The sequence below is a fragment of the Stakelama marina genome (assembly GCF_018122655.1).
Classification (GTDB): domain Bacteria; phylum Pseudomonadota; class Alphaproteobacteria; order Sphingomonadales; family Sphingomonadaceae; genus Sphingomonas; species Sphingomonas marina.
Genome location: NZ_JAGRQC010000004.1, coordinates 80,228 through 103,602 on the forward strand (window position 1 = coordinate 80,228; position 23,375 = coordinate 103,602).

Annotated in this window: 22 protein-coding genes; 9 read left to right on the forward strand and 13 right to left on the reverse strand. The window is 65.9% G+C overall.

Annotation, left to right across the window (positions count from 1 at the left end):
- Positions 1-3: 3 nt before the first annotated feature.
- From J7S20_RS12970 to J7S20_RS12985, 4 genes are all read right to left on the reverse strand, one after another.
- On the reverse strand, positions 4-630 hold the full coding sequence (locus J7S20_RS12970; RefSeq protein WP_284054670.1) for a hypothetical protein: 627 nt from the start codon (positions 628-630) through the stop codon (positions 4-6).
- Positions 630-1,508 carry a F0F1 ATP synthase subunit gamma gene (locus J7S20_RS12975; protein ID WP_284054671.1) on the reverse strand — a complete coding sequence of 293 codons (879 nt, stop codon included), beginning with the start codon at positions 1,506-1,508 and terminating at the stop codon, positions 630-632. Before J7S20_RS12975 ends, J7S20_RS12970 begins: the two co-directional genes overlap by 1 nt.
- Before the next feature lie 133 nt (positions 1,509-1,641).
- Positions 1,642-3,171, reverse strand: coding sequence for a F0F1 ATP synthase subunit alpha (atpA, locus tag J7S20_RS12980; RefSeq protein ID WP_284054672.1), 1,530 nt, complete (start codon positions 3,169-3,171; stop codon positions 1,642-1,644).
- A gap of 14 nt (positions 3,172-3,185) precedes the next feature.
- Positions 3,186-3,740, reverse strand: coding sequence for a F0F1 ATP synthase subunit delta (locus tag J7S20_RS12985; RefSeq protein ID WP_284054673.1), 555 nt, complete (start codon positions 3,738-3,740; stop codon positions 3,186-3,188).
- A gap of 197 nt (positions 3,741-3,937) precedes the next feature.
- Here J7S20_RS12985 and ada point away from each other — a divergent pair, with 197 nt between their 5' ends.
- Positions 3,938-4,978, forward strand: a complete 1,041-nt coding sequence (gene ada, locus J7S20_RS12990) for a bifunctional DNA-binding transcriptional regulator/O6-methylguanine-DNA methyltransferase Ada (protein WP_284054674.1) — start codon at positions 3,938-3,940, stop codon at positions 4,976-4,978.
- A gap of 10 nt (positions 4,979-4,988) precedes the next feature.
- Here the strand turns inward: ada and J7S20_RS12995 are convergent, their stop codons facing one another.
- Together J7S20_RS12995 and J7S20_RS13000 are read right to left on the reverse strand one after the other, a co-directional pair.
- Positions 4,989-6,470, reverse strand: coding sequence for a trypsin-like peptidase domain-containing protein (locus J7S20_RS12995; protein WP_284054675.1), 1,482 nt, complete (start codon positions 6,468-6,470; stop codon positions 4,989-4,991).
- A gap of 101 nt (positions 6,471-6,571) precedes the next feature.
- Positions 6,572-8,743: a primosomal protein N' gene (locus J7S20_RS13000; RefSeq protein ID WP_284054676.1), complete on the reverse strand. Its 2,172-nt coding sequence runs from the start codon at positions 8,741-8,743 to the stop codon at positions 6,572-6,574.
- Positions 8,744-8,903: 160 nt separating this feature from the next.
- Between J7S20_RS13000 and fsa the strand changes: the two genes are divergently transcribed.
- Both fsa and J7S20_RS13010 read left to right on the forward strand, forming a co-directional pair.
- A complete protein-coding gene (fsa, locus tag J7S20_RS13005; RefSeq protein WP_284054677.1) occupies positions 8,904-9,557 on the forward strand; it encodes a fructose-6-phosphate aldolase in 654 nt (217 codons plus the stop codon).
- A 308-nt stretch (positions 9,558-9,865) separates the two neighbouring features.
- Positions 9,866-10,759 (forward strand): tyrosine recombinase XerC, encoded by an 894-nt coding sequence (locus J7S20_RS13010; protein ID WP_284054678.1) that lies wholly within the window; start codon positions 9,866-9,868, stop codon positions 10,757-10,759.
- Here J7S20_RS13010 and J7S20_RS13015 read toward each other — a convergent pair.
- Genes J7S20_RS13015 through rsmI form a run of 4 tightly spaced genes read right to left on the reverse strand, consistent with a single transcriptional unit; the run spans position 10,756 to position 13,673 of the window.
- Complete coding sequence (locus J7S20_RS13015; RefSeq protein WP_284054679.1) at positions 10,756-11,364, reverse strand: DedA family protein; 609 nt, start codon at positions 11,362-11,364, stop codon at positions 10,756-10,758. The two genes, J7S20_RS13010 and J7S20_RS13015, sit on opposite strands and share 4 nt — an antisense overlap.
- 47 nt (positions 11,365-11,411) lie before the next feature.
- Complete coding sequence (gene gshB, locus J7S20_RS13020; RefSeq protein WP_284054680.1) at positions 11,412-12,374, reverse strand: glutathione synthase; 963 nt, start codon at positions 12,372-12,374, stop codon at positions 11,412-11,414.
- 54 nt (positions 12,375-12,428) lie between these two features.
- The gene (locus J7S20_RS13025; RefSeq protein WP_284054681.1) at positions 12,429-12,782 is read right to left on the reverse strand and encodes a YraN family protein; all 354 of its coding nucleotides are present in this window, start codon (positions 12,780-12,782) and stop codon (positions 12,429-12,431) included.
- Positions 12,783-12,821: 39 nt separating this feature from the next.
- The gene (gene rsmI, locus J7S20_RS13030; protein WP_284054682.1) at positions 12,822-13,673 is read right to left on the reverse strand and encodes a 16S rRNA (cytidine(1402)-2'-O)-methyltransferase; all 852 of its coding nucleotides are present in this window, start codon (positions 13,671-13,673) and stop codon (positions 12,822-12,824) included.
- On the opposite strand from rsmI, the gene J7S20_RS13035 reads away from it, so the two are divergent.
- A complete protein-coding gene (locus J7S20_RS13035) occupies positions 13,672-14,874 on the forward strand; it encodes a penicillin-binding protein activator (protein WP_284054683.1) in 1,203 nt (400 codons plus the stop codon). The genes rsmI and J7S20_RS13035 overlap by 2 nt on opposite strands.
- Positions 14,875-14,877: 3 nt before the next feature.
- Here the strand turns inward: J7S20_RS13035 and hemW are convergent, their stop codons facing one another.
- Positions 14,878-16,038 (reverse strand): radical SAM family heme chaperone HemW, encoded by a 1,161-nt coding sequence (hemW, locus tag J7S20_RS13040; RefSeq protein ID WP_284054684.1) that lies wholly within the window; start codon positions 16,036-16,038, stop codon positions 14,878-14,880.
- Between the two features lie 24 nt (positions 16,039-16,062).
- Between hemW and J7S20_RS13045 the strand changes: the two genes are divergently transcribed.
- Complete coding sequence (locus J7S20_RS13045; RefSeq protein ID WP_284054685.1) at positions 16,063-16,644, forward strand: CAP domain-containing protein; 582 nt, start codon at positions 16,063-16,065, stop codon at positions 16,642-16,644.
- A 4-nt stretch (positions 16,645-16,648) separates the two neighbouring features.
- On the opposite strand, the gene rdgB is transcribed toward J7S20_RS13045, so the two are convergent.
- Both rdgB and rph read right to left on the reverse strand, forming a co-directional pair.
- Positions 16,649-17,314 (reverse strand): RdgB/HAM1 family non-canonical purine NTP pyrophosphatase, encoded by a 666-nt coding sequence (gene rdgB / locus J7S20_RS13050; RefSeq protein ID WP_284054686.1) that lies wholly within the window; start codon positions 17,312-17,314, stop codon positions 16,649-16,651.
- The gene (gene rph, locus J7S20_RS13055; RefSeq protein WP_284054687.1) at positions 17,311-18,027 is read right to left on the reverse strand and encodes a ribonuclease PH; all 717 of its coding nucleotides are present in this window, start codon (positions 18,025-18,027) and stop codon (positions 17,311-17,313) included. Before rph ends, rdgB begins: the two co-directional genes overlap by 4 nt.
- Before the next feature lie 365 nt (positions 18,028-18,392).
- Between rph and J7S20_RS13060 the strand changes: the two genes are divergently transcribed.
- From J7S20_RS13060 to J7S20_RS13075, 4 genes are read left to right on the forward strand one after another with little or no spacing between them, the layout of a single operon-like run.
- Positions 18,393-18,878, forward strand: coding sequence for a DUF6438 domain-containing protein (locus tag J7S20_RS13060; protein ID WP_284054688.1), 486 nt, complete (start codon positions 18,393-18,395; stop codon positions 18,876-18,878).
- A gap of 31 nt (positions 18,879-18,909) precedes the next feature.
- Positions 18,910-19,953, forward strand: a complete 1,044-nt coding sequence (gene hrcA, locus J7S20_RS13065; RefSeq protein WP_284054689.1) for a heat-inducible transcriptional repressor HrcA — start codon at positions 18,910-18,912, stop codon at positions 19,951-19,953.
- Positions 19,954-19,980: 27 nt separating this feature from the next.
- Positions 19,981-20,565 carry a nucleotide exchange factor GrpE gene (gene grpE / locus J7S20_RS13070; protein WP_284054690.1) on the forward strand — a complete coding sequence of 195 codons (585 nt, stop codon included), beginning with the start codon at positions 19,981-19,983 and terminating at the stop codon, positions 20,563-20,565.
- A 54-nt stretch (positions 20,566-20,619) separates the two neighbouring features.
- The gene (locus J7S20_RS13075) at positions 20,620-23,367 is read left to right on the forward strand and encodes a [protein-PII] uridylyltransferase (protein ID WP_284054691.1); all 2,748 of its coding nucleotides are present in this window, start codon (positions 20,620-20,622) and stop codon (positions 23,365-23,367) included.
- The last annotated feature ends 8 nt before the right edge of the window (positions 23,368-23,375 follow it).

Below are 23,375 nucleotides of genomic sequence, written 5' to 3' on the forward strand. Positions count from 1 at the left end.
CTGCTATCCTTGGGGCTTGCTGTTGTCCGGGCTGGTAGCGTCCGGGCGGGTGAAAGTCACGTTGATGACCTCTGGCATGGCGCCGGTCTGGACGCCGGTATCGATGGTCACGGGTGTGCCGGCGATCGTGCCGTCGGTATTCTGTTCGTTGGTAATCGCGGCGAGCAGGTTCTTGTCGTCCTCGATGCCGAAGCTCGACAGATATTGCCGGATCATGTCGGCGAAATGCTGCTCCGCCTGCTTCGCCGTGCCTGAATCGCCGAGTTGCAGCGAAAAGGTGATCGTGCCGATCTTGTCGGCCTGATTGCCCGATGCGGTGAACGACGCCTGATTGGCGGCGTCGGGCGTGCTGCCCGACAGCGTGATCGGCGCGCTTTTCGCCTGATAGGGCGGTTCGCCCCCGGTCGGGTCGTAGCTTTCGGGCGCGAAACCGTCATCGCTCGCGGCGGCGAGGGCATCTGCCGGGGAGGTGAAAAGCCGGTCCCAGCCAGCCGATTGCAGCGGTGCGCCTTCATTGGCCGACACAGCCTCCGTCGCTTCGGGCGTCGGCTGCTGCGACGTTCCGTTGCACGCGGCGAGCGCCGCGCAGCCGGCAAGTCCGGCGATCAGAAGGGTATGCGTCCGGCGCATCAGAGTGCTTCGGCTCCCGAGATGATCTCGACCAGTTCGGTGGTGATCGCGGCCTGGCGCTTGCGGTTATATTCGATGTTGAGCCGCTTGATGAGGTCGCCCGCATTGCGCGTGGCGTTGTCCATCGCGGTCATCTTCGAACCCTGTTCGGACGCGGCATTCTCGCGCATCGCGCGGAAAATCTGGACCGCGACGTTGCGCGGCAGCAGATCGGCGAGGATCGCCTCCTCGTCGGGTTCGTACTCGACCGCGGCGCTCGACTTTTCTTCGGCAGCGCCTTCGGGAATCTTGACCGGGATCAGCTGCTGCTGCGTCGGAACCTGCGACAGGACCGACTGGAATTCCGAATAGAAAAGATGCGCGACGTCGAACTCGCCGTCTTCGTAGCGCTTGATCAGGTCTTCGGCCCATTCATGCGCGTCGTCGAAGGTCAGCTTGCCGAGATCGCCCGGCTCGATCGCGTGCTTCATCTGCTTCGGATAGAGCCGGCGCAGCACCGCCCGGCCCTTGCGGCCGATGGTGTAGAATTCGACCGTCTTGCCCTGCGCGATCAGCTTGTCGGCCTCGCGCCGCGCAAGGCGGGCGATGTTCGCGTTGAACGCGCCCGCCAGCCCCTTGTCGCTGGTTGCGACGACGAACAGGTGGACATCGTCCTTGCCGGTGCCGCTGAGCAGCTTGGGCGTGGTCGAGCTGATCGTCACCTTCGACGCCAGCGACGCCACGACCTTTTCGAGGCGCTGCGCATAGGGGCGCCCGGCCTCGGCCGCGTTCTGCGCGCGCTTCAGCTTGGCCGCGGCGACCATCTGCATCGCCTTGGTGATCTTCTGCGTCGACTTAACCGAGCCGATGCGGTCTTTGAGAGCCTTCAGGCTGGCCATTATTTCCTCATCAACTCCTCAACTCGTCATGCTGACCTTGTTTCAGCATCCACTTCGACAACGGTACCGTCCGGACTGTTGCACGGTGGACCCTGAACCAGGTTCAGGGTGACGATGTGAACGTATCGCCGCCTCAGGCGAATGTCTTGGCGAAGGCGTCGAGCGCTTCCTTGAGCTTGCCCTTGGTCGCGTCCGACAGATCCTTCGAGTCGCGAATGTCCTTCAGGATGTCCGCATGCTTCGAGCGCATCTCGGCGAGCATCGCACTCTCGTACCGCGTAACCTGATCGGTCGCGATATCGTCGAGATAGCCGTTGGTGCCGGCGAAGATCGACACGGTCTGCTCCTCGAACGGCAGCGGGTTGAACTGCGGCTGCTTGAGCAACTCGGTCAGGCGCGCGCCGCGGTTGAGCAGCTTCTGCGTCGACGCATCGAGGTCCGAACCGAACTGCGCGAACGCGGCCATTTCGCGGTACTGGGCGAGCTCCAGCTTGATCGAGCCCGACACCTTCTTCATCGCCTTGGTCTGTGCCGAAGAACCCACGCGGCTGACCGACAGACCGACGTTGATGGCGGGGCGGATGCCCGCGAAGAACAGGTCGGTTTCAAGGAAGATCTGGCCGTCGGTGATCGAGATCACGTTGGTCGGAATGTACGCCGAAACGTCGCCGGCCTGCGTTTCGATGATCGGCAGCGCGGTCAGCGAGCCGGCGCCATTGTCGTCGTTCATCTTCGCGGCGCGCTCGAGCAGGCGGCTGTGGAGATAGAAGACGTCGCCCGGATAGGCTTCGCGGCCCGGAGGACGACGCAGCAGCAGCGACATCTGACGATAGGCGACGGCCTGCTTGGAAAGGTCGTCATAGACGATCACGGCGTGCATGCCGTTGTCGCGGAAGAACTCGCCCATCGCGCAGGCGGTATAGGGGGCGAGGAACTGAAGCGGCGCAGGCTCCGACGCGGTCGCCGCGACCACGATCGAATATTCCATCGCGCCGTTTTCTTCGAGTTGGCGAACGATCTGCGCGACGGTCGAACGCTTCTGACCGACCGCGACGTAGATGCAGTAGAGCTTCTTCGATTCGTCGTCGCCCGAATTGACTTCCTTCTGGTTGATGAAGGTGTCGATCGCGACGGCGGTCTTGCCGGTCTGGCGGTCACCGATGATCAGCTCGCGCTGACCGCGGCCGACGGGGACAAGCGCGTCGATCGCCTTCAGGCCGGTCTGTACCGGTTCGTGGACCGATTTGCGCGGGATGATGCCCGGTGCCTTCACCTCGACGCGGCTGCGCTTGTCGCTCTCGATCGGGCCCTTGCCGTCGATCGGATTGCCGAGGCCGTCGACCACGCGTCCGAGCAGACCCTTGCCGACGGGAACGTCGACGATGGTGCCGGTGCGCTTCACGGTGTCGCCTTCGCGGATTTCGGCGTCCGAGCCGAAGATCACGACGCCGACATTGTCGGCTTCGAGGTTGAGCGCCATGCCCTGCACGCCGTTTGCGAACTCGACCATTTCGCCCGCCTGGACGTTGTCGAGGCCGTGGATGCGCGCGATGCCGTCACCGACCGACAGCACGGTGCCGGTTTCGGACACTTCGGCCTCGGTGCCGAAGCTGGCGATCTGATCCTTGATGACCTTGGAGATTTCTGCGGCGCGGATATCCATGGGTGTAAGCCTTTTTAGCCTTTCATCGCGTGCGCGAGGGTGTGGAGACGGGTCTTGATCGAGCTGTCGATCATCTGGCTGCCGATCTTGACGATCAGGCCGCCCAATAGCGAGGGATCGACCGACAGGTCGATATTGACGTCGCGGCCGACGCGGGTGCGAAGCTGCTGCTTCAGCGCATCGACCTGATCGTCGGAAAGCGGGTGCGCGGAAATGACGTCCGCGGTGGTTTCGCCGCGATGCGCCGCGGCAAGCTGGCGATAGGCGCGAATGATCGCCGGAAGCTGCGCGAGGCGGCGATTCTGCGCCAGCACGCCCAGAAAATTCTTCGTCGTGGCATCGAGCTTCATCTGCTCGGCCGCGGCGACGACCGCCTTGGTCGCATCGTCGCGCGATACCAGCGGGCTGGAGGTCAGCCGGCGGAACTCGTCCGATTCGCTCAGCGCCTCGCGTACCTTCGCCAGGCTCGCCTCGACAGAATCGATAGCCTTCGATTCGCTCGCGAGCTCGAACAGCGCGCTGGCATAGCGTCCGCTTAGGCTTGCCTGGATACCGGCGGAAATCTCCACGCGTCGAAACCCTCTTTGGAAATTGTTCCCATACGAAAAGGGGGCGGCAACGCCTGCCCCCATACAGGTAGCGGGGCTGCTAGCATCGGGGCGCGGGGGATGCAAGCCGCTGCTGCCGCTTGAGGGCCTGCGAAGGACCGTGCTTTGGGCGCAAGGTGCGGGATGCCGCAGGCGCATCGCTCGGCTATATCGGAGCCATGCAACACACCGACGACATCGATGACGCTACGGCATGGGAGGCGTTCGTCCGTCGCGACCGGGCCTATGACGGTCGCTTCGTCGTCGCGGTGCAAACGACCCGGATCTATTGCCGGCCAAGCTGCCCGGCGCGCCGGCCCAGGCGCGAAAATGTTCGCTTCTACCCGGCGGGCGCCGCGGCTCAGGCGGATGGCTATCGGGCGTGCCTGCGCTGCAAGCCAGACGAGGTGGCGCGCGACCGGCTCGCGGTCGCCAGGGCGGTTGCGTTGATCGAGGCGGCGGAGACGGGAATCTCGCTCGACGAACTGGCCGCGGCGGTCGGTTATGCGCCGCATCATTTCCACCGCCTGTTCAAGCGCGCCACTGGGGTTACGCCCGCCGCCTATGCCCGCGGAATGAAGGCCGGACGTGCGACCGAGGCGTTGTCGAGGGAGATGAGCGTGACCGATGCAATCTACGAGGCCGGCTATTCCTCGCCCAGCCGCTTCTATGAAGCTGCGGGTGAGAGGCTCGGCATGACGCCGAGTGCATGGAAGCGTGGCGGGGCAGGCGCGACGATCCGCTGGACCGTTGCCGATACGAGCCTCGGGCCGCTACTGATCGCCGCCACCGACAAGGGCTTGTGCCGCGTCGCCTTCGACGAGGACGCAGTGGCACTCGGCAAGCGTTTTCCGCGCGCGGAGATCATGCCCGGCGGCGCCGCGCTCGCCGATCTTGCGGCGCGCGTCGTTGCGGAGGTGGAGACGCCGGGGCGCCATCGCGATCTGCCGCTCGACGTGCAGGGCACCGCCTTTCAGGAAGCGGTGTGGCAGGCACTGCGCGCCATCCCGCCGGGCGAGACGCGCACCTATACCGAACTGGCCATCGCCGCAGGAAACCCGAAGGCGGTGCGCGCCGCGGGCACCGCATGCGGCGCGAACAATGTCGCCGTCGTCATTCCCTGCCACCGTGCGCAGCGCAGCGACGGATCGATGGGCGGCTATGCCTATGGCGTCGATCGCAAGCTGGTGCTGCGCCGGCGCGAGGGCGTCGAGGACTGATCGTGCGCGGTTATTGCGCCGAACAGGTATAGACCAGCCGTTCGTTCGGCAGCGCCGGCAAGGCAGAGCGGATGCTCGACTGGCGCGATGCCAGCTCGGCGCGCGCCGCCATTTCGCCGGTGCATTGTTTCTGTTCGGGGCGATTCTTGCGCAGATGCGCCATCGCCGCGGGGTCGAGGAAATAGCGGTCGGCGACATAGGTCTGGCGATCGGGGTCATAGGTCGCGACCGTCACCGTATCGCCCTTTTCGGGGACGAGAACGCGCTGCCACGCATTCGCCGTCTCGGCATATTGCGTCTTGCCCGCAACGCAGCCATCGGCGCCCCAGTCGAGCGTGAAGTTCTTGCCGTCGGCGATGATGATCCGGCTGCGATCGGGATCGAGCTTGCACAGCAGGTGGCCGGTGCGCGGGGTCGAAACCTGCGCGCCGACATCGCTGCCGTCATCCGCCACCGTCACGGAATCGGGGTCGAAATCGGGCCGGACGAGAAACAGGACGATCGCCCCGACCATCATCAGCCCGCCCGCCGCGGCGGCGGCAATTGCCGGATTGCGCTTGCCGCGGTTCAGAAGCAGCCCGCCGCCGCCGATCGCAAGTCCGCCGACGACCAGCAGGAAGGCGGCGCCGGCCATGAAATTGTCGCGCGTCCGTTCGTTCGCGAGCTGTGCCTTCTGTACCGCCGAATCGTGCGCGCGCTGCGCAGCGACCTCTCTGTCACGGGCGTCCTGTTGCGTCTGTTCGGCGCGCTGCTGGGCAAGTTCCTGATCGCGCTGGACCGCAGCCTCCATGCTCTTGCACGGCCAGGAGACGGCGTGAAACGGCTGCTTGTTTTCCTTCAGAAAGGCAGCGAGTTCGCTTTCGCCGAGCGCGATGACGAAACTGCCATCGCCTTCCTCCGCCGTCGTCACCGCGCGGTTGACGCCGACGATGCGGCCGCAATTGTCGAGCAGCGGGCCGCCCGAATTGCCGCGCGCGATCTGTGCGGTATGCTCCAGCGTCTCCAGCCCGCGCTGGCTGCGATGCGCCGACAGCACACCCGTCGACCGGACCGGAGATGTCGGCTGAAGCATCTGCGTCAGCGAACCATATGTCGCCTTGTCGACATTGCCCGGATAGCCGAGCGACACCAGCGGATAGCCGTCGGGCAGTGCCGGCGAATATAGCGTCAGCGGAGGGAGCGGAGGCCCTTCGAATTGAATCAGGGCGAGGTCGCGGTCGGCATCGAACGCAACCAGTTCGCCCTTGTAATGATCGTCGCCGGTTTCGGGTACGACATCGATGGTGACGAGCGAGGGGAATTTGTTGGCGAGCTCGACGACATGCGCGTTGGTGACGATGCGGTTGGGCGCGACGGCAAAGCCGCTGCCATGTGCGCGGCCGATCTCCTCGCCATCGACCGACGCGGTGATGACGACGCGCACGACCCCGCGCGCCGCGCTCGATATGTCGTCGGCGCGCGCGGTGGGCGTCAGCACGAACGCAGCGGCCATCAAAGCCGCGACGAACGCCAACAGGCGAATGGAAGCCTCCCCGGCTCGAATCATGGTGGCGGTTTCCTACAAAAGGCGGCTCGGGTTCAAGCGCTACTCGCTCAAAGAAAGCTGTAGGGGTCGATATCGACGGCGACGCGGACCTTTGGCGACCAGTCGAGCGCGCCGAGCCAGTCGCGGATCACGTCCTGCACGTCGAGCGCGCGGCGGGCGTGGACAAGCAGGCGGAAACGGTGGCGGCCGCGCAGCATCGCGAGCGGGGCGGGGGCGGGGCCGAAGACCATCATGTCCTCGATTTCGGGCGCGGCGCGGCCGATCGTCCGCGCGACGTCCTCGGCCAGCTCCTTCTCCTCCGCCGATACGACGATCGCGGCGTAGCGGCCGAAGGGCGGCGCGTCGGCGTCGCGGCGCATCTCGGTCTCGGCGGCGTAGAAGCTCTCGGCATCGCCGGTGACGAGCGCCTGCATCACCGGGGCCTGCGGCGAATGGGTCTGGATCAGCACTTTGCCCGGCTTCTCGCCTCGGCCCGCGCGTCCCGCCACCTGCATGATCTGCTGAAAAGTGCGCTCGGCTGCGCGCAGGTCGCCGCCCTCCAGCCCGAGATCGGCGTCGATCACGCCAACCAGCGTCAGGTTGGGGAAGTGATAGCCCTTGGTGACGAGCTGCGTGCCGACGACGATGTCGATCTCGCCCGCCTCCATCCGCCGGACGAATTCGGCGGCGCGCGCGGGCGACGAGATCGTGTCGGAGGTGACGATGGCGAGCTTCGCATCGGGCCACAGCGCCGCCGCCTCGTCGGCGATGCGCTCGACGCCGGGGCCGCAGGCGACGAGCATGTCCTCTTCCTTGCACTCGGGACAGGCCTTGGGTGTCGGCATGTAATGGCCGCAATGGTGGCAGGCGAGGCGGCCGATCAGCCGATGCTCGACCATCCATGCGGTGCAGTTGGGACACTGGAACCGGTGCCCGCAATGGCGGCACAGCGTCAGCGGGGCATAGCCGCGGCGGTTGAGGAACAGGAGCACCTGCTCGCCGCGTTCGAGCGTCGCGTCGATCTGGTTGACGAGCGGCGGCGCGATCCAGCGTCCGCGCTCGGGTGGATGGCGGATCAGGTCGATCGCCTTCAGCTCGGGCAGTTCGGCGACACCGTAGCGGCCGGGCAGCTTGAGCTCCTCGTAGCGGCCGAGTTCGACCTGATGCCGCGTCTCGATCGCCGGGGTGGCGGAGGCGAGGACGACCGGGCATTTCTCGAACAGCCCGCGCATCACCGCGACGTCGCGCGCGTGATAATGGACGCCCTCTTCCTGCTTGAAGCTGGTCTCGTGCGCCTCGTCGACGACGATCAGGCCGAGATTGCGATAGGGCAGGAACAGCGCCGACCGCGCGCCGACCGTTACCAGCGCCTGACCGCTGGCGATCGCGCGCCACGCACGTCTGCGCTGCGACTGGCGCAGGTCCGAATGCCAGGCGACGGGATCGCAGCCGAAGCGCGCCTCGAACCGCGTCAGGAACGGCTCGGTCAGCGCGATTTCGGGGAGCAGCACCAGCGTCTGCCGGCCCGCGGCGATGGCGGCGGCGACAGCCTCGAAATAGACCTCGGTCTTGCCCGATCCGGTGACGCCGTCGAGCAGGAAGGGCTGGAACTGTTCCGCGCCCACGGCCTGACGCAGCACCGATGCGACATCGGCTTGCATCGTGGAAAGCTCGGGCGGCGCGAAACTCGGGTCGGGCATGGCGAAGGGGCTGTCGATATCGACCTCGACGGCCTCGATCGCGCCGGTTTTGACCAGCCCGCGGATCACGCCGTCGGACACGTCGGCAATCGTCGCCAGCTCGCGCACCAGCCCTTGCCGCTCGCCGATCCGCTCGAGCGCCTGTTCGCGCTGCGGTGTCATGCGTGCTGGAACCTCGCCGGTCGCACGGTATTCGACGGTGGTTTTGGCGCCCTCGAGCGCCGAGGTCGAGGCGAGCGCCATGCGCAGCACCGAAGCGGGCGCGGCGAGATAATAGTCCGACGTCCATTCGACGAGGCGGCGCAAGGGCGCAGGGATCGGCGGCGCGTCGGCGACCGCGATCAGGTTGCGCAGACGGTTGTCGCCGACTTCTTCTGCCGGCAACCGCTCAGCCTCCCACACCACGCCGATCAGCTGGCGCGGCCCGAGCGGCACGACCACGATCGATCCCGGCCCCACCTCCATACCGTGCGGTACCCGGTAATCGAGCGGGCCGAGTGCGGCATTGAGGACAAGAACGCGGACGCGGTTTCCGGGCATATGCCCCTATCTAGCGATTTCGAAGCCGCGCGCGAGCCCGTGCTTTGATAACGGCGCCAGGCTGTCCTCGCGGCACGCAGCGGCTATAGGGAGAACGAAATCGATTCGGGCCGGCATCCCGGCGCCGATCCTTGTCCGACAGCATCCGAGGCCCAACGCAATGAAATTCTTCGTCGATACCGCCGACACCGCCGAAATCCGTGAACTCGCCGAATCGGGGCTGGTCGACGGCGTCACCACAAACCCGTCGCTGATCCACAAATCGGGCCGCGAGTTCCTCGAAGTGGTCGAGGAAATCTGCGGCATCACCGACGGCCCCGTATCGGCCGAAGTAGTCGCGCTCGATCACGAGACGATGATGAAGGAGGCCGAGGTCCTGCGGAAGATCGCCGACAATGTCGCGATCAAGGTTCCGCTGACAATCGACGGGCTGAAGACCTGCAAGGCGCTGACCGACGACGGCACGATGGTCAACGTAACGCTGTGCTTCTCGGCCAATCAGGCGCTGCTCGCGGCGAAGGCGGGGGCGAGCTTCATCTCGCCGTTCGTCGGCCGTCACGACGATATCGGCTTCGACGGCATGCAGCTCATCAGCGACATCCGGCTGATCTACGACAATTACGATTTCGACACCGAAATCCTTGTGGCCAGCGTGCGGCACCCGGTCCACGTCCTCGAAAGCGCGCGGATCGGCGCCGATGTGATGACCGCCCCGCCCAAGGTCATCCGCCAGCTCGTCAACCACCCGCTGACCGACAAGGGCATCGAAGGCTTCCTCGCCGACTGGAAGAAGACCGGGCAGACGATCGGGTAAGCTGGCGCGGCTGCTCGGCGTATTGCCGCCCCGTGGACATATGGTTCCGGCTGGATGGTCAGCGACGTTGGCCCCTGGATGCCGGATCAAGTCCGGCATGACGAAGTGGGGGGCTGTCCCCGTCACCGTCGTTCCTGCGGAGGCAGGAACCCAGGGCTATCGCCGCAGCCGCGCTGCCTGAAGGAAGAACGATAGGCTCCTGCCTGCGCAGGAGCGACGCGAGAGGCGTATCGGTCGAAAGCTCGTTCGATACCTTTTGACGAAGATCGCGTTGCCGATCGCAACGGCCTGCGCCTAGAATCGCCCGCATGACCGACACCCCCCTTCCGCTCGAGTTCGCGCAGCATCTTGCGCGCGACCGGCGGCGGTCGGCGCATACGGTGCGGGCGTATCAGGCGACGGCGGAGCGGCTGGTTGCATTCCTGCAGGGGCATTGGGGTGGACCGGTTGCGCGCGAGGCGCTGGCCGGGGTGAGGGCGGCCGATCTGCGCGCGTTTCTGGCGCACAGGCGAGCTGCGGGATTGTCCAATGCATCGGCCGCGCGGGAGCTTTCCGCCGTGCGCGCGTTCCTTAAATTCGCGACCGGTGATGCCGCCACGCCCCGGCTGCGCGGTGCGCGGGTCAAGAAGGGCGTGCCGCGACCGATTGCGCCAGACGAGGCGGTGGCGCTTGCCGAGGAAGTTGCAGAGGAGGCGCGCGAGCCGTGGATCGGCGCGCGCGACTGGGCGGTGCTGTTGCTGCTCTACGGCGCGGGGCTGCGCATCGGCGAGGCGCTGGGGCTGACCGGCGCGATCCTGCCGCTCGGCGAGACGCTTGCGGTCACGGGCAAGCGCGACAAGACGCGGATCGTGCCGATCCTGCCGCAGGTGCGCCAGGCGGTGGAAAATTATGTCCGTCTGTCGCCCTATGGTACGGCGAAGGACGCTGCGCTGTTCCGTGGCGCCAAGGGCGGGCCGCTGTCACCCGCCGTCATCCGTCGGTCGGTGCGTGCGGCGCGAGCGCGACTGGGGCTGTCCGACCGCACCACGCCGCACGCGCTGCGCCATAGTTTTGCGACGCACCTTCTCGGGCGCGGTGCCGATCTGCGCGCGCTTCAGGAATTGCTCGGCCATGCCAGCCTGTCGTCGACTCAGGTCTATACGCAGGTCGATGCCGCGCACCTGCTTGACGTCTATCGCAACGCGCACCCGCGCGCAGACTAGGCCTCGCTCTCGGCCGGGCGCCATGTGAGCACGCGGTAGAAATACCACGCCGCCACCAGCACCACGGTGCCGATGCTGACAGGGCCGATATAATTATCGATTTGCGTGAAGTTGCGGCCCAGATACAGACCGGCCCAGGCGAGGAATCCGTTCCAGATCGCGCTGCCTGCCGTCGTCCAGACGAGAAACTTCCAGATCGGCATGCGCGCAAGGCCAGCAGGCAGCGAGATCATCGTGCGGAAGGTCGGCAGGAAGCGGCAGACGAACACCATCCAGCCGCCATGCCGATGGAAGAACCGCTGAACCTTCTCGATCTCCGGCCAATCGACCGTCAGCCAGCGGCCCCAGCGATCGACGAACGGTTTCAGTCGCTCGTAACCGATCTTGCGGCCAACCCAGTACCAGAAACAATTGCCGACCACCGTGCCGATCGTTCCGGCGACGACAAGCAGCCACAGGTTCATATGGCCATGCGCGACGGCGATGCCGCCCAGCCCCATGATGAGTTCGGACGGAATCGGCGGGACGACATTTTCAAGGCACATCAGCAACGCGATGCCCCAATAGCCGCCCATCGCGATCAGCTTGATGACGAAACTACCCATTGGCGCTGCCAACGCACGGAAAGGCGGGCTGGTTCAGTCGCTTGCGGTCAGGCGGCGCTGCGTTCGGCCAGCCTGCGTTCGATCGCGTCCCAGATCATCGCCGCGGTGTCGGTGCCGTTGAACTTGTCGATGGCGACAATGCCGGTGGGTGAGGTGACGTTGATCTCGGTCAGCCATTTGCCACCGATCACGTCGATGCCGACGAAGAGGAGTCCGCGCTTGCGCAGCTCGGGGGCGAGCGCGGCGCAGATTTCCTGCTCCCGCTCGGAAAGTTCGGTCTGCACCGCCGACCCGCCGGTCGCGAGGTTGGAGCGGATCTCGCCCTCGCCCGGCAGTCGGTTGATCGCGCCTGCGACTTCGCCGTCGACGAGCACGATGCGCTTGTCGCCCTTTTCGATCTCGGGGAGGAATGCCTGCACCATATGCGGCTCGCGATAGGCGGTGTTGAACACCTCGATCAGCGAGGAGAGGTTCTGGCCATCTGCATCGATCTTGAAGATCGCCTTGCCGCCATTGCCGTGGAGCGGCTTCACGACGATCGAGCCGTGCCGCTTCAGGAATTTGCGAGCTTCTTCGACCGAGCGGGTGATGAGCGTCGGCGGCATGAAGCGCGCGAAATCGAGCACGAAGACCTTTTCGGGTGCATTCCGCACGCTGGCCGGATCGTTCACCACGAGCGTCTGGCCGGCGATACGCTCGAGCAGGTGCGTCGCGGTGATGTAGCTCAGGTCGAAGGGCGGGTCCTGCCGCATGAGGACGACGTCGACATCGGCGCCGAGGTCGATATCGACGGGCTCGCCGGCGTCATAATGGTCGCCCTTCACGCGCTGCACCGTCACCGGTCGCGCCCTGGTCCACAGACGGCCTTCCGAATAGCTGAGGTCGCGCACGTCGTAATGATAGATTGTGTGCCCGCGCGCCTGCGCCGACAGCATCAGCGCGAAGCTCGAATCGCCGGCGATGTTGATCGTCTCTAGCGGGTCCATCTGGACAGCGATGGTCAGCGGCATGCGGTGCGTTCCTCGGTTGTCGAGCAGGCGATGTAGGGCGCGGCGCGCGCGAAGTCACCCGATCCAGGCATTCTCGATATGGCGCGGCCGGCTTTTCGGCGAGACGAGGATGACATCGATGCGAATGTCCTCGCCATTGGTGGCGAAGCGGCCGGCGAGTATTTCCGCCGCAGCGGCGATGCGCGCAAGCCGGCGTTCGTCGATCGCGAGATCGAGTTCCGCCGTCGTGGCGCGCGATTTGACCTCGACAAATGAAATCAGGTTGCGGCGTTTGGCGACAAGATCGACTTCGCCGGCCGGTGTGCGGACGCGGCGCGCGAGGATGCGCCAGCCCTTGGCGCGCAGATACCAGGCGGCGACCGTTTCGCCCGCGCGCCCGCGCTTCTCCGCCGCGCGGCGGTCACGCATTGCGTCGCTCCTGCGCAGGAGCGACGGGTGGGCGGACGCTCACCGATCGTCCTTCATTGCGATGGCGCGGGCGTAGAGTTGCTTGCGGTCGAGCCCCAGCGCCTTTGCGACTTCGCCTGCGGCCTTTGCCGGGGGGAGGCGGGTCAGCGCCTCTCGCAGGGCGGCATCGGCGTCTGTCTCGCTAGGCGGCGGAGCCTCGCCGGGCGGGCCGACAATGACGACGATCTCGCCCTTGGGCGGCGCATTCTCGTAGCGGTCGGCGAGCGAAGACAGCGTGCCGGTCACGCATTCCTCGAACTTTTTGCTGATCTCACGCGCGACGCCGGCTTCGCGGTCGCCCAGCCCCTCGGCAAGCGCGCGCAGGCACGCGGCGAGGCGCGGCCCCGATTCGTAGAGGATCAGTGTCGCGCGGATATTCGCCACTTCCTCGATCGCGGCGGCGCGCGCCTGCGCCTTGGCGGGCAGGAAGCCGAGAAAGAAGAAACGGTCGGTCGGCAGGCCCGCAAGCGTCATCGCGGCGATCGCGGCGCAGGGGCCGGGAATCGTCACGACCGTGTGCCCGGCAGCGCGCGCATCGCGCACCAGCTTGTACCCCGGATCGGAAATCAGCGGCGTGCCCGCATCGGACACCAGCGCGACGACCCTGTCGCCCATCTGCGCGACCAGGCCTGGGCGGACGGCATCGGCATTATGGTCGTGATAGGGCGTCATCGGTCGTTTCACGCCGATATGGCGCAGCAGCTTGGCCGTTACCCGGCTGTCCTCGACCGCGATCAGGTCGGCGGCTTCCAGAACCGCCGCAGCGCGCGGGGAGAGATCGCCGAGATTGCCGATTGGCGTGGCGACGATATACAGGCCAGGAGTGAGAAGCGTATCCACAGGGAGTGTCATGGCAGAGGCTGCATTGAAACCGCAACGGGGCAAGAGCCTCTTCCGACTGGCTGCAATGGCGGGCGCATTGGTGCTGAGCGCCTGTTCGACGCTGATTCCGCGTGGTGCGCCGCCCGTCCAGCCGCCACCGAAACAGCCGACCACATCTGCTCCCGCACCGGTGGAACCGGGCATTCCGCAGGATCAGCAGCGCCACCGCGTCGCGCTGCTCGTGCCGCTGTCGGGCAGCAATGCCGGGGTCGGCCAGTCGCTCGCCAATGCAACGCAGCTCGCGCTTCTCGATACCAAGAGCGAGAAGGTGCGCATCACGACCTATGACACCGCAGGCGGCGCCGCACAGGCCGCGCGCCGTGCGATCGCCGATGGCAACGGGCTGATTCTCGGCCCGCTCCTGTCCGAAAATGTGCGCGCGGTGGCGCCGATCGCGCGGTCGGCGCATGTGCCGGTCATCAGCTATTCGAACGATGTCGATGCGGCGGGCAACGGCGCCTTCATCATGGGCTATACGCCCAACCAGTCGATCGAACGCGTCGTGGATTATGCGGTGAAGTCGGGCATCACGCAGTTCGCGGGGCTCGTGCCCAAGGGGCTGTATGGAGAGCGTGCGTCGGCGGCATTCGTCCGCGCCGCGCGCGATGCCGGCGGACAGATCGTCTCGATCCAGAATTATGATCGCTCGCGCGCGTCGATCAACGCCGCCGTCGGCCGGTTCCCCTCCACCTCGCCGTTTCAGGCGGTGCTGATCGCCGACAGCGCGGGTACTGCGGCGGTGGCCGTTCCGCAGATTCGCAAGACTGCGGTCGGTGGCAATGCCCGCGTGCTTGGTACCGAGTTGTGGAACACCGATTCGGCGGTGGGCGACGAGGCCGCGCTGAACGGCGCGTGGTTCGCGAGCGTGCCCGACGGGCTCTACCGCCAATATGCGACCAAGTACCGGACGCGGTTCGGCAAGGCGCCGTACCGGCTGTCGAGCATCGGTTATGATTCGGTGCTGCTGACGGTGCGCATCGCGCGCGAATGGCCGATGGGCCGGCCGTTTCCGATGAACGCGCTGATGGACAAGGACGGATTTGCCGGTCTCGACGGGGCGTTCCGCTTCGACCGTAACGGCGTCGCGCAGCGGATGCTGGAGGTGCAGGAAATTCGGGGCGGCCAAACGGTGACGATCTCGCCCGCGCCGCGCAGTTTCGCCAACCAGTAGCCGTCAGTCGGCGTCGCGCACGATCGTCGGCAGGATCGCGTCGAGCAGCGGCATCCCCGCTTCGGTCACGCGCAGGCGGGACGCGGACTGCTCGACAAGGCCTTCGCCTGCGAGCAGCGCGATCTTGCCGAAATCGAGAAACCGATCGGGCACCCCGTCGCCGAGCGCTGCGATCCGGTCGGTATCGATCCCCTCGTCGAGGCGGAGGCCCATCAGGATCGCCTCGACCGCGCGCACTGCTGGCCGGAGCGGTTCTTCGGACCGGATGCCATGGCCATTCCGCGCCATCGCAGCCATCCAGTTTTCGGGCTTTTTGTGGCGAAAGGTGGCTAGTTGGCCGCGCCGGCCATGCGCGCCGGGGCCGATGCCGGCATAATCGTGATAGCGCCAATAGGCGAGGTTGTGGCGGCTTTCCTGACCGGGGCGGGCATGGTTCGAGATTTCATAGGCCGGCAGCCCGGCTGCGGCAGTCATCTCGCGCGTGGCAGCGAAAAGGTCGGCGGCTTCATCGCCTTCGGGAAGGACGAGTTCGCCCTTCGCCGCCAGCGTCGCAAAGCGTGTGCCGGGCTCGATCGTCAACTGATAGAGCGACAGGTGATCGGTGCCGAAGGCGAGCGCGCGATCCAGTTCCTGCCGCCACGCCGCAAGCGACTGGTCGGGCCGCGCGCAGATCAGGTCGAAACTGACCCGTTCGAACACCGTTTGCGCAGTGTCGAGCGCACGCAAGCCTTCGGCGACGTCATGGGCACGGCCGAGGAAGCGCAGCGCAGCATCATCGAGCGCCTGCAGGCCCAGCGACACGCGGTTGACGCCCGCGCGGGCGAGGTCGGCGAAGCGCGCGGCTTCGACCGAGGAGGGATTGGCCTCCAGCGTAATCTCGATCCGCTCGTCCGCCGGCCAGTGCCCGGTCGCCGCGTCGATCAGCGCCGCGACTGTGGCGGGGGGCATCAGCGAGGGCGTGCCGCCGCCGAAGAAGATAGAACCCAGCCGCCGTCCCGGCAGCAGCGCCGCCTCGTGCGCCATGTCGGCAAGCAGCGCATCCAGCCATGCCGTCTGATCGACCGTATCGCGGACATGGCTGTTGAAGTCGCAATAGGGGCATTTCGAGACGCAGAACGGCCAGTGGATATAAAGCGCGAGCGGCGGCGTTTGGTCGGCGTTCATGGCAGGGGCGATATGGCGATGCGAATGAAAGTGCGAAAGTCCTGGGCGGTTCTCGCCGCCGCGATTGCCGCTACGGGTTGCGTGCCGGCGTCGCAAGGCCCCGATACCGTGGTCGAGCCGCGCTCCTTTTCCGGCGATGCGCCGCGTGGGAGCGCCTTGCTGCGTTCTGCCATGGTCGAGGGGCATAATCGCGCCCGGCAAGATGTCGGCATGGCACCGCTACGCTGGGACCAGACGCTTGCCGCCGACGCGCAGCGTTATGCCGACGAACTGGCGCGTACCGGCCGCTACCGACATTCCGAGGCGCAGACGCGCGGCAACGAACCCGAGGGCGAGAACCTGTTTCGCGGCACGCGCGGAGCCTATCGCTACAGCGAAATGGTTCAGCTCTGGATCGACGAGAAGCGCTATTTCAAACGCGGCATCACGCCCGATTTCTCGACGACCGGCAACTGGCGCGACGTATCGCACTATACGCAGATCGTGTGGTGGAACACGCGCCGCTTCGGTTGCGGCTTCGCCAGCAGCCGTACCAGCGACTATCTCGTCTGCCGCTATGCCCCGCCGGGCAATGTCGTCGGCGAGGATGTGTTCGGCGGACGTTGATCGATCAGAATACCGCTTCGACAAGCTGGCGGAAGGCGTCGGCGCGGTGGCTCATGCCGTGCTTTTTTCCCGGGTCCATCTCACCGAAGGTCTCGCTTTCGCCCTCGGGCTGGAAGACGGGGTCGTAGCCGAAGCCCTTGTCGCCGCGCGGTGGCCAGACGAGGTGCCCCTCGACCTTGCCCTCGAACCATTCGACATGGCCATCGGGCCAGGCGAGCGCGAGCGTGCATACGAAATGCGCTGCGCGGCTGACATCGGGGCCCTGTTCGGCGAGCTTGCCCTCGACCTTGCCCATGGCGAGATACCAGTCGCGTCCCGGCGGGCCTTCGAGCGGCTGCCGCTCTGCCCAGTCGGCGGTATAGACGCCGGGCGCACCTGCCAGCGCCTCGACGCACAGACCACTGTCGTCGGACAGCGCGGGCAGGCCCGACAGGTCGGCTGCCTGCATCGCCTTCAACTCGGCATTGGCGTAAAAGGTCGTGCCGTTCTCGACCGGCACCGGCAGATCGAGTTCGGCCGCTGACACCGCCTCGACGCCATAGGGCTTCAGCAGGTCGCGGATTTCGCGAACCTTGCCCTCATTATGGCTGGCGATGACCAGCTTGCCCGGTTCGAGCTTGCGGATCGCCTGCGGCGCGTCGCCGCCGATACCTTCGTCGGGGCCGCTCACTTGCCCACTGCCTTCAACTGAGCGGCGAATATGTCGTTACAGCCGATCCGTGCGAGGCGGAGCAGGCGGAGCAGCCCTTCCTCGTCATAGGTCGCGCCTTCGGCCGTCGCCTGCGCCTCGGCGATATTGCCGTCGGAAAGCAGCACGAAATTGGCGTCGGCATCGGCATTCGAATCCTCGTCATAATCGAGGTCGAGCACCGGGTTGCCCTGATAGATGCCGCAGCTGATCGCCGCGACCTGCTGCCGAATCGGATCGGTTTCGATGTCGCCGGCGGCGATCAGCTTGTCGACTGCCAGCCGCAATGCGACCCATGCACCGGAAATCGAAGCGGTGCGCGTGCCGCCATCGGCCTGGATAACGTCGCAATCGAGCGTGATCTGACGCTCGCCGAGCAGCTTCAGGTCGGTAACGGCGCGCAGCGAGCGACCGATCAGGCGCTGGATTTCCTGCGTGCGGCCCGACTGCTTGCCGCGTGCCGCTTCACGGTTGCCGCGCGTGTGCGTGGCGCGGGGCAGCATGCCGTATTCGGCGGTCACCCAACCTTCGCCCTTGCCGCGCAACCAGGGCGGAAGGCGCTCTTCGACGCTGGCGGTCACGAGGACGCGGGTGTCGCCGAATCCGATCAGCACCGATCCTTCGGCGTGACGCGTGAAATTCGGTTCGATGCTGATTTCCCGCATCTGGTCGGGGGCGCGGCCGGATGGGCGCATATTGGCAATCTCCTTTGTTTGACCCGGCACCTAAGGCCTGTCCATGCAGGATTAAAGTGTCGGGATCGTCCTGTCGTGTTCGTCCGGCAAGGAAGGTTGCGCATCGGGTAGCGGAGCTACCCGTCAGCGGCCTGACGCTGCCGGTGGGCACGACAGGACGACCGCCTTGCGGCGGACCGCTTGTGGTGCAGGGCGGCGTCGCTCGTCGGTCGAGATGCCTAGGCATCGCTCCGCTCCTCGCTCCTTGCCCTGCACCACAAGCGGCTCCGTCACGACACGTTAATCCTGTATGGACAGGCCCTAGACGGCAAGAACGCAACGCGCCAGTGTCGCGCGCCGATCCGAAGTATTTGGGAGTATGTGTGATGCGGTTTCTGGTGCTGGCAATGGTCGCGCTTCTGGGCGGATGCGCCGTGTCGATGAATTCGACAGTCGATCAGATGGAGCTTGCGACGATTCGCTACACGACCTCGCCATGCTTCGGCGCCTGTCCGGTCTACAGCGTTACGGTCGGCAGGGACGGCCACGGCGTGTTCGACGGCAAACGCTATACCGCGGTGAGCGGAAAGCGCGATTTCGACGTCAGCCCGGCGCAGTTCGAGGCGTTCAAGCGCGCACTCGCGCCCTATCGTCCGACGGCGGGTGAAACGGTCCACAAGCCCGGCACCAATTGCGATCATGTCGCGACCGACATGCCGAGCGTCGAAGTGGTCTGGACGCAGGGCAATGGCCGGTCGCAGCGGCTGTATCATTATTTCGGCTGCGACTTGCAGAAATATGCCGGGCTGGCGCAGGCCTTGCGGCAGGCGCCCGACACCCTGCCGATCGCCGCCATGATCGGTCACCGTTGAGCGGAAGGCGGCCGATGCCTAAATTCGTATCATGACGACGCCGCCGATCACCGAACTGAGCGAACGCGCGCGTGATGTATTTCGCATCGCGGTCGAAACCTATCTCGATTCGGGCCAGCCGGTGGGATCGCGCACGCTGTCGAAGCTGTCGGGGCTCAACTTGTCGCCGGCGTCGATTCGCAACGTCATGCAGGATCTGGAGGAACTGGGGCTTCTTGCCGCGCCGCATACCAGCGCGGGGCGGATGCCGACCGATCACGGGCTGCGGCTATTCGTCGACGGCATGATGCAGGCGATGGAGCCGAGCGCGGAGGAGCGCGCGGCCATCGAACGCCGTGCGGGAGAGGCGGGCTCGCTCGAAGAAGCGTTGTCGAACACCACCGCGGCGCTGTCCGGACTGTCTGCCTGTGCCGGCATGGTCCTCGTTCCCAAGCATGAGCCGGTGCTGCGCCAGTTCAGTTTCGTGCCGCTGTCCGACGACCGCGCGCTTGCCGTTCTGGTCGGCGATGACGGATCGGTGGAGAATCGCGTGGTCGATCTGCCGCCCGGCCTCAATCACGAAGCGCTGATCGCCGCAGGCAACTATCTGACCGCGACACTTGGCGGCGCGACGCTTGCAGAGGCGCGCAAGCGAATTGCGCGGCAGATTCGCGACGAGCAGGCCGCACTCGACAGCGCGGCGAGGGCGCTTGTCGAACGCGGTATCGCCGTGTGGACCGAAGATGGCGATCACCGCCCGGTGCTGATCGTGCGCGGGCAGGCGCGCCTGCTCGACGAAGCGGCCGCCGACGATCTCGAGCGCGTGCAGCAATTGCTCGAGGAACTGGAGGGCAAGCAGGAGATTGCGCGTCTTCTCGATAGCGCGCGCGAAGGCGATGCGGCGCGAATCTTCATCGGCGCGGAGAACAAGCTGTTCGCGCTTTCCGGGTCGTCGGTGATCGCGAAGCCGGTTCGTGCGTTGGACGGTCGGGTGGTCGGCGTGGTGGGTGTGATCGGCCCGACAAGGTTGAACTATGCGCGCGTCGTACCCATGGTGGATTTCACAGCGGCGACCGTGGCCAGATTGCTGGCCTGAGGCGCTTTCAGACAAGAACAGGAAATTATGAGCGACAACGACAAGATCGATTCCGCCGCCGCGAACGAGCGCGAGGATCTTCGCGAGGAAACCGCCGAACAGGCGCCCGAAGTGGCCGAGCATGACGAAGCTGCCGCGCGCATCGCGGAGCTGGAGGCCGAACTCGCCGAGGCACGCCAGGCGGTACAATATGCGCAGGCCGAGGTGCAGAATGTCCGCCGCCGCGCCGAGCGCGAGGCACAGGACGCGCGTTCCTATGCGGCCACCGGGTTCGCACGCGACATCCTGTCGGTGGCCGATAATCTGACGCGCGCGCTCGCGGCGATGCCCGACGCGCTGCGCCAGGACGAAAAGAACAAGGGGCTCGTCACCGGTCTGGAGGCGACGGGCCGCGAGCTCGAAACGGTGTTCGGTCGCCACGGTATCGTCAAGGTAACGGCGTTGGGCGAGCCGCTCGATCCCAATCGCCACCAGGCGATGATGGAAGTGCCGAGCGCGGATGCCGAGCCCGGCACGATCGTTCAGGAAATCCAGACCGGATACATGATCAAGGATCGCCTGCTCCGCCCGGCGCTGGTCGGCGTGGCGAAGAAGCCCGACGCCGAGGGCTGACGGTTGCAGGGGGCGGGGTGACGCGCATCCCGCCTTCGCCTATCCCGTTCGATCATGTCACAGCGCATCGCCAACATCCCGCAACGTCGCGCGATCATCGATCGGCGCGCCCTGACCGAAAAGCTTGGCGCGCTTGAAGGCGACGATCCGGCGAAGCTGCGTCAGGCGGCGACCGGGCTGCTCAAGCAGGCGCTCGCCGATGGCCGTGCGGAGATCGAACGACGCTTTCTCGAAAAGCCGTCGAGCGGGTTGTCGACAGCGGCGGCGGGCGCGTTCCTGATCGACCAGCTGCTGCGGCTGCTGTGGGATTTCACGATCCGCAGGCTCTATCCCAACAACAACCCGACCAACGCCGAACGAATGACGCTGATCGCGGTCGGCGGATATGGCCGCGGCGAAATGGCGCCGCATTCGGATGTCGATATCGGTTTCCTGACCCCGTGGAAACAGTCCGCCTGGTCAGAGCAGGTCATCGAATCGATGCTCTATGCGCTGTGGGACATGGGGCTGAAGGTCGGCCATTCCTCGCGCTCGCTCGACGAGATGGTGCGCATGTCGAAAAGCGACGTGACGATCCGCACCGCGCTCGTCGAGGCGCGCTACGTATGGGGCGACACCGATCTGTACGAAGAGGCCGCCCGCCGGTTCGAGGCAGAGGTGCAGCGCGACACCGCGCGACAGTTCATTGCCGACAAGCTCGCCGAACGCGAGGCGCGGCATCAGAAGATGGGCGACAGCCGCTATGTCGTCGAACCCAATGTGAAGGAAGGCAAGGGCGGCTTGCGCGACCTCCAGACGCTCTTCTGGATCGGCAAATATGCGTACAATGTCCGCCGCGCCGCCGATCTGGTCGAGGCCGGTCTGTTCACCGCCCACGAATATCGCCAGTTCAATCGCGCCGAGAATTTCCTCTGGGCGGTGCGCTGTCACCTGCATCTGATCGCCGGACGCGCCGAGGAACGGCTGACCTTCGACGTCCAGCGCGAGATCGCGGAGCGGATGCGCTATGCCGACCGACCCGGCAAGTCGAAAGTCGAGCGCTTCATGCAGTTCTATTTCCTGCAGGCGAAGCGCGTCGGCGACCTGACGGGCATATTCCTCGCCCATCTCGACGAAAAATATGCCGCGCGCGGCAGGCGCTTCGGGCTGCCGACGATCCGGCGGACGCCGCGCAAGCTGAAGGGCTTCGTCCTCGACCGCGGGCGCCTCGCGCTACCGTCGGACGATTTCTTCCAGAAAAAGCCGATCCGCCTGATCGAGATATTCGCGCTTGCCGATCTGCACGAACTCGAAATCCATCCGCTCGCGATGCGCGCCGCTTCTCGCGACGCCAAATGTGTCGACGATGTGCGCGACGATCCCCGCGCGAACCAGTTGTTCCTCGACGTGCTGTCCAGCCCGCGCGACCCGGAAACGGTGCTGCGCTGGATGAACGAGGCCGGCGTATTCGGCCGCTTCGTGCCCGATTTCGGCCGTGTCGTCGCGCAGATGCAGTTCGACATGTACCACCATTATACGGTCGATGAGCATACGATCCGCGCGATCGGCCTGCTCAGCAGGATCGAGCGCGGGATGCTGGCCGAAGACCATCCGGTTGCAACCGCGATTCTGCCGCAGATCGTGTCGCGCCGTGCGCTCTACGTCGCCGTGCTGCTGCACGACGTCGCCAAGGGACGCGGCGGCGATCATTCGGTGCTCGGTGCCGAGGTCGCGAACGAGCTGTGCCCGCGGCTGGGGCTGACCCCGGCGGAGACCGAAACGGTGGCGTGGCTGGTGCGCTATCACCTGCTGATGTCGGCGACCGCGTTCAAGCGCGACCTTGCCGACTTCAAGACGATCCTCGACTTTGCCGAGGTCGTGCAGAGCCCGCAGCGGCTGATGATGCTGCTGGTGCTCACCATCGTCGATATCCGCGCGGTCGGCCCGGGGGTGTGGAACGGCTGGAAACGCCAGCTCCTCGGTGACCTTTACGAAGCGGCGGAAGAGGTGCTGCGCCTTGGCCACAAGCACAAGGGCAGGGGGGAGCGCATCGCCGCCAAGCAGCAGGCGCTAGCCGACGAACTCGGCTGGGACGATGACCAGTTGAGCGCGTTCGACCGGCGCGTGTCGGATGCCTATTGGGTTGCCGAACCGCTCGACGTGCTCGAACGCAACGCGCGACTGGTCAATGCCTCGGAAGACACGCAACTCGCGATCGACGCCGAAATCTATCCCGAGCGCGACGCGACGCTCATCACCGTTTATGCGGCCGACCATCCGGGCCTGTTCTACCGTATCGCCGGCGCGATCCATGCCGCGAGCGGCAACATCATCGACGCGCGCATCCACACCACGAACGATGGTCGCGCGCTCGACAACTTCCTGGTTCAGGATGTGCGCGGCCAGCCGTTCGACAATCCCGAACAGATCGAGCGGCTGAAACAGGGTATCGGCGATGCGCTCGCCAATCGCGTCAGGCTGGCCGACCGCTTGCAGAAGAAGCCGCTGCCGCGGCCGCGCGCCGAAGCTTTCACCATCGCGCCCAATGTCCTGATCGACAACCGGGCTTCGAACCGCGTGACGGTGATAGAGGTGAATGCGCGCGATCGCCCCGCGCTGCTGCACGATTTGGCGCAGGCGCTGTTCCAGTCGAAGGTCACGATCCATTCCGCCCATGTCGCGACCTATGGCGAGCGCGCGGTCGATACCTTTTACGTAACCGATCTGATCGGCGACAAGATCACCAATGCCGGGCGGATGAAGGCGGTCGAGCGCCGCCTGCTCGAGGCAGCCGAAACGTCCGATCCGGCAAAGGCGGCCTGATAGCGTTC